18 protein-coding genes are annotated in these 15880 nt (G+C 45.8%); 11 read left to right on the top strand and 7 right to left on the bottom strand.

Translation table 11 applies throughout. The features are described from left to right. Positions 1-6 precede the first annotated feature (6 nt). A complete protein-coding gene (locus ACQ4M5_RS23275) occupies positions 7-1002 on the top strand; it encodes a squalene/phytoene synthase family protein (protein ID WP_430678070.1) in 996 nt (331 codons plus the stop codon). Here ACQ4M5_RS23275 and ACQ4M5_RS23270 read toward each other — a convergent pair. Next, entirely contained in the window at positions 990-1916 is a 927-nt protein-coding gene (locus ACQ4M5_RS23270) for a DNA polymerase III subunit delta' (RefSeq protein WP_430678069.1), read from the bottom strand. The two genes, ACQ4M5_RS23275 and ACQ4M5_RS23270, sit on opposite strands and share 13 nt — an antisense overlap. A gap of 53 nt (positions 1917-1969) precedes the next feature. Then, positions 1970-2614 carry an acetoacetate decarboxylase family protein gene (locus tag ACQ4M5_RS23265; RefSeq protein WP_430678068.1) on the bottom strand — a complete coding sequence of 215 codons (645 nt, stop codon included), beginning with the start codon at positions 2612-2614 and terminating at the stop codon, positions 1970-1972. A 150-nt stretch (positions 2615-2764) separates the two neighbouring features. On the opposite strand from ACQ4M5_RS23265, the gene ACQ4M5_RS23260 reads away from it, so the two are divergent. The 3 genes from ACQ4M5_RS23260 to ACQ4M5_RS23250 all read left to right on the top strand — a co-directional run bounded on the left by ACQ4M5_RS23260 (position 2765) and on the right by ACQ4M5_RS23250 (position 5289). Next, positions 2765-3505 (top strand): LmeA family phospholipid-binding protein, encoded by a 741-nt coding sequence (locus ACQ4M5_RS23260; protein WP_430678067.1) that lies wholly within the window; start codon positions 2765-2767, stop codon positions 3503-3505. A 107-nt stretch (positions 3506-3612) separates the two neighbouring features. After that, entirely contained in the window at positions 3613-4449 is an 837-nt protein-coding gene (locus ACQ4M5_RS23255; protein WP_430678066.1) for a tetratricopeptide repeat protein, read from the top strand. A gap of 9 nt (positions 4450-4458) precedes the next feature. After that, positions 4459-5289 (top strand): tetratricopeptide repeat protein, encoded by an 831-nt coding sequence (locus tag ACQ4M5_RS23250; RefSeq protein ID WP_430678065.1) that lies wholly within the window; start codon positions 4459-4461, stop codon positions 5287-5289. A 4-nt stretch (positions 5290-5293) separates the two neighbouring features. Here the strand turns inward: ACQ4M5_RS23250 and ACQ4M5_RS23245 are convergent, their stop codons facing one another. The 3 genes from ACQ4M5_RS23245 to ACQ4M5_RS23235 form a co-directional block, all read right to left on the bottom strand. Further along, on the bottom strand, positions 5294-5830 hold the full coding sequence (locus tag ACQ4M5_RS23245) for a universal stress protein (RefSeq protein WP_430678064.1): 537 nt from the start codon (positions 5828-5830) through the stop codon (positions 5294-5296). Positions 5831-6245: 415 nt separating this feature from the next. After that, positions 6246-7409 (bottom strand): radical SAM family heme chaperone HemW, encoded by a 1164-nt coding sequence (hemW, locus tag ACQ4M5_RS23240; RefSeq protein WP_430678063.1) that lies wholly within the window; start codon positions 7407-7409, stop codon positions 6246-6248. A gap of 85 nt (positions 7410-7494) precedes the next feature. After that, entirely contained in the window at positions 7495-7695 is a 201-nt protein-coding gene (locus ACQ4M5_RS23235) for a hypothetical protein (protein ID WP_430678062.1), read from the bottom strand. Between the two features lie 17 nt (positions 7696-7712). Here ACQ4M5_RS23235 and ACQ4M5_RS23230 point away from each other — a divergent pair, with 17 nt between their 5' ends. The 6 genes from ACQ4M5_RS23230 (at position 7713) to ACQ4M5_RS23205 (ending at position 13124) form a co-directional block, all read left to right on the top strand. Beyond that, positions 7713-8792, top strand: coding sequence for a PIN/TRAM domain-containing protein (locus ACQ4M5_RS23230; protein ID WP_430678061.1), 1080 nt, complete (start codon positions 7713-7715; stop codon positions 8790-8792). 2 nt (positions 8793-8794) lie between these two features. Further along, on the top strand, positions 8795-8974 hold the full coding sequence (locus ACQ4M5_RS23225; protein ID WP_430678060.1) for a hypothetical protein: 180 nt from the start codon (positions 8795-8797) through the stop codon (positions 8972-8974). 76 nt (positions 8975-9050) lie between these two features. After that, positions 9051-9902, top strand: a complete 852-nt coding sequence (locus ACQ4M5_RS23220) for a 3'(2'),5'-bisphosphate nucleotidase CysQ family protein (protein ID WP_430678059.1) — start codon at positions 9051-9053, stop codon at positions 9900-9902. Positions 9903-9964: 62 nt separating this feature from the next. Beyond that, on the top strand, positions 9965-10660 hold the full coding sequence (locus ACQ4M5_RS23215; protein ID WP_430678058.1) for a Crp/Fnr family transcriptional regulator: 696 nt from the start codon (positions 9965-9967) through the stop codon (positions 10658-10660). 63 nt (positions 10661-10723) lie between these two features. Continuing rightward, positions 10724-12526 carry a M61 family metallopeptidase gene (locus ACQ4M5_RS23210; protein WP_430678057.1) on the top strand — a complete coding sequence of 601 codons (1803 nt, stop codon included), beginning with the start codon at positions 10724-10726 and terminating at the stop codon, positions 12524-12526. Positions 12527-12551: 25 nt separating this feature from the next. Continuing rightward, positions 12552-13124 (top strand): Uma2 family endonuclease, encoded by a 573-nt coding sequence (locus ACQ4M5_RS23205; RefSeq protein WP_430678056.1) that lies wholly within the window; start codon positions 12552-12554, stop codon positions 13122-13124. Here the strand turns inward: ACQ4M5_RS23205 and ACQ4M5_RS23200 are convergent. Together ACQ4M5_RS23200 and ACQ4M5_RS23195 are read right to left on the bottom strand one after the other, a co-directional pair. After that, the gene (locus ACQ4M5_RS23200) at positions 13121-14008 is read right to left on the bottom strand and encodes a S66 peptidase family protein (protein WP_430678055.1); all 888 of its coding nucleotides are present in this window, start codon (positions 14006-14008) and stop codon (positions 13121-13123) included. The genes ACQ4M5_RS23205 and ACQ4M5_RS23200 overlap by 4 nt on opposite strands. 19 nt (positions 14009-14027) lie before the next feature. After that, the gene (locus tag ACQ4M5_RS23195; protein WP_430678054.1) at positions 14028-15086 is read right to left on the bottom strand and encodes a glycosyltransferase family 4 protein; all 1059 of its coding nucleotides are present in this window, start codon (positions 15084-15086) and stop codon (positions 14028-14030) included. Between the two features lie 255 nt (positions 15087-15341). On the opposite strand from ACQ4M5_RS23195, the gene ACQ4M5_RS23190 reads away from it, so the two are divergent. Beyond that, complete coding sequence (locus tag ACQ4M5_RS23190) at positions 15342-15878, top strand: FHA domain-containing protein (RefSeq protein ID WP_430678053.1); 537 nt, start codon at positions 15342-15344, stop codon at positions 15876-15878. The last annotated feature ends 2 nt before the right edge of the window (positions 15879-15880 follow it).

Below are 15880 nucleotides of genomic sequence, written 5' to 3'. Positions count from 1 at the left end.
GTTGATATGAATACGTCTGTTGCTGAGTTGGTTGGGTCGTCCCTTCATCACGCGATCGCGGATGATGCCCTAAAGGACGAAGATAATGCTGCTTGGGTTATGGAGCTTGAGCCAGAGGTTCGACAAGCCTGGATCGAACGCATTCACTGGATTCGCTTGGCAGATCGCTTGGCAGAAAGCGATCTGATGAATGGGCAGTCAGGACAATTTCAAGATTTTCGTGCTGCATGGCAATGGTTAAGATCGACTGGAAAGGTTCAGCCCGCAGGAAACCATCGCTCTCTGTTTGAATCCATGCACGATCGTTGGTTTGTTCAGCCTGATCCCATCGGTCAACTATCCCAAAAAGCTTGGAATCAGTATCTTTTGGCTCTCGATCGATATAACCAAAGAGATTTGGTCCTTGACACGATCGAGGAATTTGAAACAATGTTGCGCGAGTTGGCTTCGTCATTTTTCCAGGTCTTACCGTTTTTGTCAACTCAAACTTGGCACTTGGTTGGCGCTTTCGGAGTGGTCGATCAGTTTTACAACATTTTGCGGGATTTGCATGAAGATGCAGCGCAAGGGATTTGTTATTTGCCAACTGAATTGCTTGATCGTTTTGGAGTTACACGCACTGAGATTTTGGAACTCAGAGCTTATGACAATCCAGGTTATCGATCGATGATGGAGTTTTGGATTTACGAATACTTGCCAAAACTGCGTCGTCGCGCTTACCCGTTCATTCTGTCGCCTGATCTCCATCCGTCGTGGCAGATTTTGCGAGATTGGTCACTTAATCGCTATCGCCGGATCGAACGAGTGATGCGGCACTGTGACTATGACTATGTTCGATTTCCTCAAGTCTACTGGCGGGAGGTTCAACGGGATTTAGTCTTGTTGCTGCCGTCACGCTGGGGAACTGCAACCACTCCAAGTTCATCCCAGAAAACTGTACCGTTTCCGAACCGACGCTGCAAGCTGAGAAGCTTTGTCACGATCGAGTCTCAGTGCGGTTGAGCGCAAAACTCCATCCACATCACTTCCCAAACCAGTTGGGGTTGAACATAAGCCAGAAGTTGTTCTTTCGCTTTTTCGAGCAGACGAAGCGATCGAGCATTCTGGCTTTTTGTCCAATACACCTGCTGCAAATAATCGATTAGCCAAAGCTGTGTTTCACCGTCGATCGATTTCGCGATCGTTCTTCCAAGCGTCAACGCCTGACGAAGTGATTTGGGTGGCTGCATGACTGATTCTAAAACTTCGAGCGGAATCGATTCGAGGGTTTGCTGATGTGCGATCGCGGCTCCGGGACTTCCTTGCGCTAATGCTAACAATTGCGGTTTAGAAAGAATTTCCGCGTGTCCAACTTTTTTCAAAACTTGCGCCATTGATTCGGCATTGAGTCGAGCAAACGGAATCCGCTGACACCGAGAAACAATCGTCGGCAAAACTGATTCCACGCTGGTCGCTAAAAGAATAATTGTGGCTCGTCCGGGTTCTTCCAGCGTTTTGAGTAGCGCATTCGCGGCAGCTTCGGGCATTGTTTCAGCCTGTTCGATCACAATTGTCGATCGTGCTGCTTCTAGCGGAGGACGACTGAGAAACTGACTGACTTCGCGGATTTGCTCTAATCGAATCATGGGCGGCGTTTTGCGTTTGACTCCAGCCGCTTCTGCCTCGATCGCGGTCAGTCGCTTGCCTTGATGTAAATAAGTCGGCTCGACCCAAAGTAAATCGGGATGATTACGATTCAGAATGCGCGATCGAGAAGACGACAAAAGCGATTCGAGAAAGCACTCTGCCGCTAATCCTTTGCCAATTCCCGCAGTTCCGGTAAAGAGATAAGCGGGAGCGAGACGATCAACTGCGATCGCTCGATCGAGTAATTCAACGGCTTGAGACTGACCGATTAGAGAACTAAAGACAGACATCACTATCAAAGGCAGAATGAATGCCTAGTGTAGTCTAATCGGCAGTACGATCGCTAAACGGTCATCGGGACTCTTGCACCGATCGAATACGGAGCCGCGATCGTGATTTCGAGCGATTCGCCCTTAAGTGCCATCCAGGGCTGAGAATCAAACAAAGTCGCAAATGGACTAGAGCGGGGAACATCAAGCCGAGAACCAATCACAGAAGGATTCGCGCTCGCTGAACTTTCAAAGCGCATTAATTCGTCTGCCAGCTTAGTGTAGGTATCGAACTGTCCGCTGAGTCTTAAGAGACTTAACTGCCAAGACTGGGTGAAACTGCAAAGCGTCCGATCGCCTTGTTTAACGATCGCGCCTCCTTCCGACTGCCAGAGAAATTGAGCATTTTCTTTCGGTAGTCCCCAAATTTCTCGACCTCCCGCGATCGAGCTTTCGTCATCTACATAAATATGAGAAACCCAACCTCCGATCCTGCCACCGTAGCGGACTAGACCTGGCACTGCGATCAATTCGCCATAAGTTAGCGTTGAACCCGCTTCGTACTTACCGAGAAACAAACCTCCGATCGTTTTTCCAGGCAGGACTTGAACAATCTCAAGATCTTTGGGGATCGCTTTAGCAGCATCAGAAAAATCAATCAAATGCAGCGATAAATAACCGTATCCTTTCAGTGTCCAAGGTGCAGGTGGGTGATTCATAGCAGTGAGTGAGAAATTGCACATCGTACCCTAAGAAAATTCGCTCTGTTTTACCTCTGTCTTTAGTCGTAGAGCCAATGCCTTCCAAAGTGTAGAGATACTTTCTCGCAGGCTGTTCTACAGTGTTCAGAAGCAATGAGGTTTAAGCGTATGTCTGAGCCACCTCGGTCTGAACAGAATATTTTTTCTGAAGTTGCCAAAGCGGTTCTAGGGTCACAGTTTGACGACTTTAGAAATCTTGCAGTGTCGGCTCAAACGAACTTGCTTAAATTGATACAAGGTGAAGTTGATGACATTTCGTTTCAGGGTCGCAACCTAGTTAAAGACGATCTCCAAATTAAGGAAATCGAAATCCAGACCGATCAAATCTCAGTTGATCCGCTCAGTATTCTACTGGGAAAAATTCGATTGAATGAATCGATCGATAGCCACATTCACTTAGTTCTATCGGAAAATAATCTGAATCAAAACATGAATTCAGATTATATTTTAGGCTTCTTAAAGCCGATCGATTTGAATGTAGAAGGCGAAATTAACTCATTAGAATTGCAGCCTCCGTTCGCGATCAAATTGCTTGAGAACAACAAGATGCGTTTCACTGGAAATGCTACAATTCGGAGTATAAAGGATACACAAAAATTGGCGTTTACCGCCGTAGTTTCCCCAAGAACCGACACTCAACCTGTTCGCATGGAAACCTTCTGTTGTACGCCTGATGACGGTCAATCCATCCCCTTCATGATCGCTCTCCTTCAATGGATGAATAGCCTTGTCAGTCAGCCCTATGTTGAATTTGGGGGCATCGCTTTTCAAGTCAAACAATTCGTGATTCAGAACAAAGAAGTCATCACTGATATCGAAATCCACGCAGCTCAAATCCCTGATTTATAAGGTGTTTTTTCGCGCTCACTGTTATAAACTTTCATTTCATCTGTGATTTCTCGCACATCATCTGGGAACCTTAACAAGGACAGTGATGTGAAAGACGGACTTAGGTGATGAGCCAAGCTCAAGATGTTGAAGTAACCTTTCTCTTCCAGAAAGGGTTATATCTCAATAAGACGAAAGCCTACGAAGCAGCGATCGCTAGCTACGAAGCTGCATTGAATCTCAAACCCGACTATCCCGACGCTTGGTATAACCGAGGCAACTCGCTCTACCACTTGGGACGATACGAACAAGCGATCGAAAATTACTCTCAAGCGATTGAATATCAACCAGGCTTCCCCGAAGCTTGGAACAATCGCGGCAATGCGCTCGATGAACTAGGGCGATACGAAGAAGCGGTCAAAAGCTATGACCAAGCGATTCGATATCGCGCTGACTATCATTGGGCTTGGTACAACCGAGGCATTTCGCTTCGGAACCTAGAGCGCTATGAAGATGCGGTCAATAGCTACGATCGCGCAATTGAATTCAAGCCCGATTATTACTGGGCTTGGTACAGTCGCGGATTAGCGTTACGGAAACTCGGACAACTAGAACGAGTGGTTGCAAGTTACGATCGCGCTCTCGAACTGAAGCCAGACTTTGAGGAGTCCTGGACGAATCGCGGCAATGCGCTCTATCACATGGGCAACATTGATGCGGCAATCGAAAGCTACGATCGTGCTCTAGCACTCCGACCGGAGGCTGCAACCGTTTGGTACAACAAAGCTTGTTGTTATGCCCTTCAAGGCAAAGCCGAGCTTGCTTACGAACACTTGCAACGAGCGATCGAGTTGAGTCCCGAAGAATATCGTGAAATCGCTCAGAGCAATTCAGATTTTGCTGCCCTGCGACGGGACAATCGATTTCTGTCACTTTTGAGTGTTCGCCCACCTCGCGAAACATAACTGCCCGCTATGCTTCCCTCTGATGACACTCGGTATCGCAATGTCGGACGATCGCTTTCTCTGCTTGGTCGCTATGGGCAGCATTACGCAAAATTCGAGCAGATTTTAGCGATCGATCCGGATCATCCAAACGGGTTACTTTGTCGCGGGTACGCTCTAGAAAAATTAGGACGGTATGAAGATGCGATCGCAACGTTTGAACGAGTGATTTCGTTGCGTCCAAGAATGAGTTTGGCTTGGCAAGGTCGAGGAATTGCACTCGGTCGATTAGGACAATACGAAGAAGCTTTAACGAGTTTTAATCAAGCTTTAAGATTAGAGCCAGATGACTACCGAAGCTGGCAAAATCATGGCAAAACATTGATGAATTTGTATTGCTATCGAGATGCGATCGCAAGTTTTGATCGAGTGATTGAACTAAAACCAGATAACTACAAAGCCTGGTATAACCGAGCGATCGCGCTTTCATCGATCAATGACAATCAAACTGCATTAACAAACTTAAACATTGCGATTAGAATTAAGCCAACCTCCGATTATGTTTGGAACTATCGGGGACAAGTTTTAGGCAAGTTGCATCAACTCTCTGAGGCAATTGTCAGCTTTGAAAATGCAATCAAGATTAATGCTCGAAGTGCCAGCGCTTGGTATGGAAAAGCTTGCTGTTATGCAATTGAAAAAAATGTAGAAAGCGCGATCGAGAGTTTAGAACAAGCGATCGCGCTTTCTCCTTCCATTTATCGAAATCTAGCCAGTACCGACTCAAACTTCAATTTCCTCAAAACAGACGAGCGATTTCAAGTTCTCGTTCATGTGGCTGCTGCAACTAACGGTTCTTGAACAATTAGGACTGAGCAGAATCATAAACAACGGTTGTCCAGGTTTCCGACCGACCAGCGACCAACGGTTCTTGAACAATCAGAACTGAGCAGGGCGCGTGGTGCATGACATAATTGCTCACGCTACCGAGGAAGAATTCACTTAAGCCCGATCGACCTCTGCGCCCCATGACGATGAGATCAGCATTCCAAGTTTTTGCGATCGTGCAAACTGTTGCTCCTGGATCACCAACATGCTGAGTAAATTCGCAAGGAACACCTGCTGCGATTGCGGCTGCATCTTTAGCTCTTAACATATCTAAGCCTGCTGTTTCTGCTTGCGAGAATAATTGAGCCGACGATCGAATTAAAGCCTCATGTTGCAGTGGGTATAGACTATCAGGCATCGGATACAGCGGGGTTGGAATTCCTTCGTCGAGCGGACTAATCACGTGAATCAACATCAAAGTCGCTTTATTGGTTTGGGCAAGCCCGATCGCTTTCTCAAACACGCTTTGATTTGTTTCGGAATGATCTAAGGCAACTAAGATTCTTTGGAACATACCGATTCTCCTAATGGCTCAATCGACTGCCTAGGGCTGTTTTAAAGCAAGTGCTATCACAACCTCATACTCAAACTATAGAACTGGAATTTAGTATGATTGGCTATATTTTCTTGTTTCTTAACACTTAAGAAGAATTCAAACTATGGCTAGATGAATCTAGGAAATAATGAAAGACTAGCGTTGATTGTAAATAGATTAAAATCAATGTTGATTGAATTAATATCGGCGATCGAGCCAAAAACTTTTAACATTTTGACGACGAAACGTAGGAAGTCGAATTGCACCACTATCAGCAGAGATAAGCGGCTTTGGTTCTTGGAGGCGCACTTGCATGTGGATTCAGTGCCGATTATGAGCAATGGTGCGGCACCGGAGAAAACAAACGGCAAAAAGTCGAAGTCGAAGAAATAGATCAATCCTCAAATCTGGCAAACAGCTTTGTCAGAATCACATTTGAAAATAAAAAGCCTTCTGGATCAGTGAGCCGAATTCTCTCCGGTGTAATAATGACCCAAGAGGCTTTTTCATAGGGTTTTAGGCAATCGAAAATGTTGGAGATGGCACTTTCTCCAAATCGCTCTGTTAACTGCTTCAAGTCAATTCCTTCTTTTAATCGCAATCCGGTCATCAAACTGTCCAGTAAATACTCAATTTGATCAGTCTTATCTATTAAATGCGGTTCGTTAATCCAATCGTAATACTCTCGAAGTTTGCGCGGTCTGGAAACGCGATCGCCGTTCAGATAACTGGTCGCTCCCATACCAAATCCGTAAAACGATCGATTTTCCCAATACACGCGATTATGTTGGCATTGATAGCCCGATCTTGCGTAGTTGGAAATCTCGTAATGCTCATAGCCTGCATCGGTCAAAGTTCGCTGAGCAATTCGATAAAGATCGGCGGTTGATTCGTCTGAAGGTAAAGGTTTCTCACCCGGTTTTAGCTGCTTGCCAAATGGTGTTTGAGGCTCGATCGTTAAATCGTAAATTGATAAATGCGTCGGGGAAAGCGCGATCGCTTTTTCGAGTGATTCTTGCCAAATCTCGATCGTTTGATGTGGCAAGCCCGAAATCAAATCTAAGCTGTAATTCTCGATATTCGCTTGGTGAATGAGCCCGATCGAATTGTAAATGTCTTCAACAACATGAGTTCTCCCACACGCTTTGAGAATTTCAGATTGGAACGCTTGCACTCCTAGACTAATTCGATTCACTCCTGCTGATTTGAATCCTTTGATCTGAGCTAAGTCGAATGTGCCAGGATCGATCTCCATTGAGATCTCTGCATCTGGAAGAATACTAAATTGTCGATCGAGCGTTTCTAAAATCTGCTGAAATTGTGAAACTGATAAAAGCGAAGGCGTTCCTCCACCGAAAAATACAGTTCTTAACGGTTCACCAAAATTATCCGATCGCTCAATTTCTTCGCAGAGCTTTTCAACATATTGCGCGATCGTTCCAGAATTACTTCCATTGCGCTGATCTCCGACTACTGAAATCGGAAAATCGCAGTAAAAACAGCGCCTTCGACAGAACGGAATATGCACATACGCGGAACTTAGACTATTAAATTCCATGACTTGAAACTTATTTTTCAACCTTAAAACCGAGTTTAGACAACGAAAAGCGCGATCGCTCTCTCATAAAACGATAGACTTTGTATCACAAAATACGAGTCGAGTCGGGTAAACCGCCCATCAGATAAGCATTTGGGCGCAGGAATCGAGGAACAAGCAGGATATAATGAACCCAAGTCAAGCGGTTCGCTAAGGCTGACAAATCATTTGCCCGAATTCGATCGAATTCTTGAAGTGCTTTACCGAGTTGTTTGACGAGCAATTCTCCCGTACAGACGCGCCTCATGCGTCTCCATCTCCATTATGCTTGACGCAATTATCATTATCTCATTCATCCTAGCAGGGGCGGGAACGGGCTTTCGAGGCATCGAAGCGTTGCCTGGAAGCGTGCTGCAACAAGTCTCAAATCCGGAAGCACTGCGATGGATTTGTGCAGGATTCGGCGCAATTTTCGGTTTAGCGATCGGGCTTGTCGCTCAAAGCGCATTTCGTCGGCTCGAACGTCAAATCCGACAGCTACCCGCTTATACGCTACTCAGTCGTGCGATTGGTCTGGTCATGGGCTTGCTGGTCGCGAATTTGCTGCTCGCTCCAACTTTCTTACTGCCGATTCCGCCTGAGTTCTCGTTCCTCAAGCCTTTAACGGCTGTTGTGGGCAGCATTATGTTCGCAGCTTCGGGGATGTCACTGGCAGATGTGCATGGTCGATCGCTATTGCGGTTAATCAATCCGAGCAGTGCTGAAACGCTTTTGTTATCGGAAGGCACGATCAAGGCTGCATCGACGAAAGTTCTCGACACAAGCTGCATTATCGATGGTCGGATTGCCGACTTGCTCGATACTGGATTTTTAGAAGGACAGCTACTCGTTCCGCAGTTTATCCTGCAAGAACTTCAGCAAGTTGCAGATGCTTCTAATGATCAGAAACGAGTTCGCGGGCGGCGAGGATTGGATATTCTCAATCGGATTCGAGAAAGCTATCCCGATCGCGTTGTGATTCATCCCGCAGATTACGACGATATTCCGACTGTTGATGCAAAACTCGTTCGGCTTGTTCAAGAAATTAATGGAACGCTGTTGACGACCGATTACAACTTGAACAAAGTTGCAACCGTTCAAAAAGTTCCAGTTCTGAACGTGAACGATTTGACGCAAGCGATTCGCCCGTCTTATCTGCCGGGAGACAGCATCGATTTGAAAATTCTGCGAGAAGGGAAAGAACCTGCTCAAGGAATTGGCTATCTTGATGACGGAACAATGGTGGTCGTTGAAGATGGTCGCAGTTACGTTGGTGGCGAACTTCAAGTCATTGTTACCAGTTCTTTGCAAACTTCTGCTGGTCGAATGATCTTTGCAAAACCGAAAGCTTCAGCCTTAGCTTAGTTATGAGTCGCGATCGAGAAAAACCTTGTTCTCTCTGTGCAAAGTCCGCTCCCGTTCTCTACCGTATTCAATACGATGAGTCTGGTGAGTGGATTTTTGTTTGTCGTGAGTGTTGGGATCGTGTGAGTCAAGATAATCCGTTCTATGCCTATGGTGGAACTTGGAAAGCTCACAAGCGCTAAAATCTGCACATTGTCAGTTGTGCTTTGAAAGTTCGTCTTTTACGATCGCACTCATTCGTCCTTCACCCATCGGTTCATGATTTTGACTCCCGCGCACCTGACTAAAATTCGGCAGATCGTTCGATCCTGTGGACAACAAGCGAAAACGCTTTCTGCTCAAAAGTACGAGATTTTTCAGAAAGAGCCAGGTGATTTTGTCACAACAGTTGATCAAGCACTTGATCGACAACTTTCCGAATTTTTCAGCAATCTTTTCCCAGACGATGGCATCATCACTGAAGAGAATGCCGAATCGCGCAAACGCTATCAAGGTAACTACGATCGACTCTGGTGTATTGATCCGCTGGACGGTACACAAGACTTTATTCACGGCGATCCCGACTATGCGGTTTTGGTTGGACTGCTGGAAAACCAAAGCGCGATCGCAGGTTGGATTTACGCGCCTGAACAAGACACACTCTACTACGGCGGAAAAGCTTTAGGGCTGTGGCAATGTGCGGGGGATCAAGAGCCAGAACCTTGTGAAATTCCGAAGGTTCGGCTGGATTCGTATCGCGTGATCATTGGCGATAAGGATTTTAGAAATACAGCCAGTCAAATTTCTGCCTCGATTCCTGAAATTGAATTTTTGCGATCGCCGGGTAGCTTCGGCTTAAAAGTGATGAACGTCGTATTAGGAAAAGCGAACGTTTACATCTATCTCAATCGACGAGTGAAAGTTTGGGATACGGTTGCCCCGATCGCGATCGCGCAAGCTGCTGGACTGGTCTGCCGGGATCTTGAAGGCAATCCGATTCAATACACACCCGATGTTTTGAACCTTGAAAGTTTGGCGCACGAACAAGCGATCGTCATTGGTCAGATCGATGCTGTAGAGGCACTTTTACCGCGTTTGAAAGCGATTCTTGATCCCCAAATTCTTGTGTAATGTGTATCACGGGCAGAAATGGGGAACGATAACATCGACCCCTCTCCCCCGTGGATCGACCAATGCAGACTGAAATATTCAGTGAGCTATTTCCGTTATTAGCGGCGGCAAACCCAGAAACCCTCGACTGGTTGCTCTCCGTCGCGACTGAGCATGAGTACCCGACTGGCAGAGCCGTTTTGATGGAAGATGCTTGGGGCAATGCGGTGTATTTTGTCGTATCGGGTTGGGTTAAAGTGCGACGACATTCGGGCACTGGTGAAGATGTCTCAACCCTGGCGATTTTAGGTCGCGGTGACTTTTTTGGCGAAATGGCGATCTTGGATGAATCTCCTCGATCGACGGATGTGATCGCACTCTCAAACGTTCGCCTGATGAGTATATCGGCTCAACGATTTATTCAAACTCTGTTTAAAGATCCACAACTGCACCATCGAATGCTGCAACTGATGGTCAGACGCTTGCGGCAAACGAATTACCGTTTTCAGTTACGCAATCAACCCGCCGCAATTAAGTTGGTGAATACGCTTGTGAGTTTGGCTGAGAACTATGGGCAGCCGTCGGGATCAGGCGTTGATATCTTTAATATTCCAGCCAAAGATCTCGCAGATGTGACAGATATTTCAGTCGAAGAAACGAGCAAAATTCTTGAAAAGCTCGATAGTAAAGGCTGGATTCAGGTTAATCCGACGAAGCAAGTGATTCATCTGGTGAATCTAAAACAGTTGACTCAATTGGCGACGACCAAAAAGGGGTGAGAGCAATCGCTCTAATTTACGGCATCATGGAGAGATGAATCTCGTTTGCCGGAGTTGAGCGTTATGAATCATGAAGGGTTTGAAGTGGCTCGATCGCTACAGTCAGAAAATGAATCCTCAAACTCTTCGCCGCCTTCTGCCTTGTCGATTCATTATTCAGTAGCAATGTCCGCACCGGAGTCACATCTATTTGAAGTGACGCTGCGGATTGAGGGCTGGAAGTCGCCGACGCTTGATTTGAAGATGCCAGTTTGGACACCCGGATCGTATTTGGTGCGGGAATATTCGCGGCATTTACAGAATTTCAAATCTGAACATCCCTGGCAGAAATTGGCAAAGAATCATTATCAGATCGAAACTCAGGGTAAAGAGTCGATCGAGGTTCGATATCAGATTTTTGCAAATGAGTTGACCGTTAGAACGAACCATCTCAATGAAAATCATGGTTACTTTAACGGAGCGGCGTTGTTCTTCTACATTCCTGGATTTGAGAAGCAACCGATTCGAGTGGCGATCGTTCCGCCTTGTGCAGATTGGAAAGTCGTGACGGCGCTTTCTGAAGTGGGAACGAATACGTTTGAAGCAAAAGATTTTGATACGTTGGTTGATAGCCCGTTTGAGATTGGGCAGCATCAAACTTATTCGTTTGAAGTGTTAGGGAAACCGCATCAATTTGTGGTTTGGGGAGAAGGAAAACTTGATGTCGATCGCATCATTCAAGATACGAAAAAAGTGATCGAAGTTGAAGCAGAAATGTTTGGGGGATTGCCCTATGATCGCTATTTTTTCCTATTACATTTAACGGCAAATTCTTTTGGTGGATTGGAACATAAAGATTGCTGTTCTCTAATCTATTCGCGGCTCGGATTTCGAGCGAAGGAAAAGTACGATCGATTTATTCAACTCGTCGCTCACGAATTCTTTCATCTATGGAATGTGAAGCGAATTCGACCCAAAGCGCTCGAAGTTTTCGATTACGATCGCGAGAATTACACTCCGTCTCTCTGGTTTAGTGAAGGAACAACAAGCTTTTATGATCTCGCTTTTCCCTATCGTGCAGGAGTCTATGATGCGAAAACTTACTTGAACGCACTGGGTCAGGAAATCTCTCGCTATTTGACGACACCAGGGCGTTTAGTGCAGCCTTTGAGCGAATCGAGTTTTGATGCGTGGATCAAACTCTATCGTCCAGACGCGAATAGTGCGAATTCTCAAATGTCTTACTATCTCAAAGGTGAAATGGTGACATTGCTGCTCGATTTAGGCATTCGGATTAAACATCAGAATCAGCGATCGTTTGATGATGTGATGCGAATCATGTGGCAGCAATTCGGTAAAGATGAGATTGGATTCACACCTGAGCAATTGAAAACGACGATCGAATCTGTTGCTGGATTTGATTTGACGACTTTCTTCGATCGATATCTTCACGGCACAGAAGAATTGCCCTTTGACGAGTACTTAGCGGGATTCGGATTGAGACTGAAATCGAATTCGGAGAATCCCAACCTAGCGCCATTTGCTGGAATGACTGTGAAATCAGAAAATGGACGTGAAATGATCAAATTCGTAGAAGCGGGTTCACCTGCTCAGAAAGCCGCGATCGATCCAGGTGATGAAGTGCTTGCGATTGACGGATTGCGAGTGAGTCCTGGGCAGTTTGATGAGCGACTGAAAGACTATCAGCCTGGAGATACGATTACGCTGACGGTGTTTCATGGAGATGAACTGAAACAGCGATCGCTCACTTTGGGACAGCCACGGGCGACGAGTTACTCGATCGATATCATTGAAAATCCGTCCATGCTTCAACAGCAGAACTTTGAACAATGGCTTGGAGTACCACTGGCTTCGGTTTCGCGATAAAATCAGACCTTAAGGAGGAAAATCAATGATTGCAACTGCTCCCTCGGAAGTTCTTGCCCCAATTGAGGAACAAGCTTCTAAGCCATTTACCCTAGAGGACTTTATTGAAAATCCTCCACAGGATATGGAGTGGGTTGATGGCGAATTGGTTGAGAAAATAGGAATGTCGGCTAAGCATTCAGTAGTTCAGGGTAATCTTGTAACACAGTGGAATATTTATAGCACTGCCCACGACCCAGGCGGAAAAGCAGCGACGGAACTAGCTTGCAGAACGCTTAAGCAAGGTAGACGACCTGATGTTTCTTATTTACCGCCAAATCTTTATTCAGAAGTTATAGAACTTAATGCTGCATCTCAAAGTCCGCCTTTGATTGCAGAAATCGCTTCACCAACGGATTATGCAGAAGAACTGTTTGCCAAGGCGATCGAGTATCTAGAATCCGGTTGCGAAGAGATTTGGCTCGTTTTTCCTGAAGCGAAGCTAATTATGGTCAAAACGATCGAGCAACCTTGGCAAGTCTATAGTTCAGGACAAACCATCACAACTCAGAAAGTTCTCGTCGGTTTTAGTATTGCGATCGACCAACTATTCGCCTAGAAGCTCAGAATGCCTTGGTCGCCATCAATCTCGACTGGAATTCCGACAGGTAAAGCAGCATTCTCGCCATCATGACCGAATGGTAAATCTGAAACAATCGGAATTCCCAAATCAGAAAGTCGATCGCGTAAGACTTCTTCGATACTAAAACTTGGAACATTCGCAGGCGGATCACATTGACTAAATCGACCGATCGCAATGCCTCGAATATGGCGGAATTCTCCACACAAACGCCATTGAGTTAACATTCGATCGATACGATAGGGGGCTTCGGTTACATCTTCGATCGCTAAAATTACTCCCGAAAAATCAGGTTGCCACGGTGTTCCAAGTAGATGAGTTGCAACCGTTAAATTTGCAGGAAGTAACAGTCCCGAAGCCTGACCATTTCCCCAACCTGAACCTTTGAGGGGAGCAAGAGAGCGACCTTCTACCCAATCAAATAAGCGAGTTTTTGACCAATCTGGCTCAGACGCGATCGTCGTTAGCAAAGGTGCATGAACTCCAGAAATTCCTTCTTCTGCATACGCCCATAGCAAACTAGTAATATCTGAGAATCCAATTAGCCATTTAGGTTCAACTGCCGGAAATCGCCATTTTTCTAATAGTCTTGCACCGCCCCATCCACCACGAGCGCAGAGGATTCCGCGACAGTTGGGATCTTTGAGAGCAGTTAAAAATTGATTGCGACGATTTTCATCGGTTCCGGCAAGATAGCCATGTCGATCGTCAAATCCGGGCATCAATTCCACCTCATAGCCCCGTGATTTCCAGACTTCAATGCCTTGATCGAAAGCGGTAAATTCGCGTAGTGTACCGCTCGGAGCAACAACATACAAAAGTTCACCGGGTTGAAGTGGGGCGGGAGATTGACAGCGTTTCATGACGGTAAATTTTGCGCCTTTAAAAATCTTGTGATTGTACAACGCGATCGAGCCAATTTTCCAAACGTTTCCCCATTGCTTCTAAAGAGTACTCGCGCTCGGCATCTAGACGGCAATTTGCACGCTCGATTTTCTCTAACTTAGAAATCGCTTCGACTAATCCCGAAACACTATCAGGCTCTACTAACCATCCGGTTTCGCCATCTTTTACAATCTCAGCAGGTCCGCCACGACGATAAGCAATCACTGGAACACCACAGGCTAAAGCTTCGATCGCAACATTACCAAACGCCTCAATCCAATGTGGAGTCATTAATAAAGCGCGTGATTCTCCTAAAGCTTTCTGTAAGTCTTGAGTGGAGAGAAAGCCACAGTACTTAATCGGAGCATTGGGATAGTTCGATCGAATGTGATTCCAGTAAGTTTCATCTTGAATCACACCCCAGATTTTTAGTGGAATTCCAAACTGTTGAACAGCAGCGACAGCATCTTCTAGACCTTTTTCAGGAGCAATCCGACCGACCCAAGCTAAATGATTTTTTGGGGTTGGATTGAATTGGTATTGAGACAGATCAAAGCCATTTTTGAGATTGAAACAGCGATCGCGAAATGAGAAAGTATCTGCCTGAGCAAGACTGTGAACTGCGATCGTATTGGGAAACTGCTCAGCAACTTCAGCAATAATGTGATCCATCGCATCCGTGAGCGAACCCATACTTACCAAATGTGCGATCGGGCGTTCAAAAAACGGTGTGAGATAGAACGGCAACCAATCGTAAGCAAAGTTTACTAATACATCGTACTGATGTTGGACTTGACGCGCATAGTTCCAACAGTTACTCAGTACCGAATTTGCAGGTAAGGTAATCAGAGCATCGCGCCCTTGAGATTGTGCCGTAGTTTGCAGGTTTCCGGGAATTGTGACTAAAGGAATTCCGTCGAGCACTGAACCTTCAGGAGCAACAACCGTTACAGAATGACCAAGAGTGATTAGCGATCGAGCAATATTGGTTAATGTCAGTTCAACACCGCCTCCTAGACCGGAACCGATTGCGCCGACAGGAGTTGAAACAAACAAAAGATTAAGTCTGGGAAGTTGAGACACAGCCTTGATGTAACAGAAGTTTGCTTATTTTACAAAGAATCGAGCAAATTAGAAATTTCCGTGATCAAATTCGTAGCATCCGGAAAGATCAGACACAATGATGAATTTAAGGGAGCTTGCTCATCCTTGCAGAAAACTGCATCACATCTACTGGAATGAGCAGATAGTCTAAGTGTGATGTTCTTGAAGTTTGAGACAACATAATTCACCTAGTAGGTTTGAACAGCTATGTACCGCCTTACTTTGGAATGGCAGGAAAACAGCCGCAACTGTTCACAAAACGTATCATCCCAAGAGCAAACGAAACAATCTGGAACCATTCGGATTGGACGCGATCGAGAACGCTGTGATGTCGTACTGCAACATCCCGATCGCAGCATTGAAAGAACCGTTTCGGGCTTGCATATCGAACTCTTTTGGAATGAGTCTGAGCAGCGATTGTATGTTCGGAATTTGACTCGCGATCGCACTCCTCCGAATCCTGCTTTCGTCGATGGAAAAAAGATCATTGATCAGGAAATTGCGATCGCAGAAAACAGCAACATCAAACTCGGAAAAATGACAGTGCGAATTAAAGCACTCGAATTAGACTCAAAGCCAGCGCATCAGCCCGAACCTGTCAGAGCTAATCGTTTTGTGTGTAAATGTACCAATCCCAAAGGGGCACATATTCTTCCCGCAGACTATTCGCTGCTGACTTGTCACTGTGGCTATCAAGTCCTCGGCGCAACGATGATTTCTGAAAACATCATTCCTCAACTTTAGGT

Source organism: Leptolyngbya sp. AN10, from assembly GCF_050565645.1.
GTDB lineage: Bacteria > Cyanobacteriota > Cyanobacteriia > Leptolyngbyales > Leptolyngbyaceae > Leptolyngbya.
The sequence above is the reverse complement of the archived record's forward strand: the minus strand, read 5'-3'. Positions and strand labels throughout refer to the sequence as shown.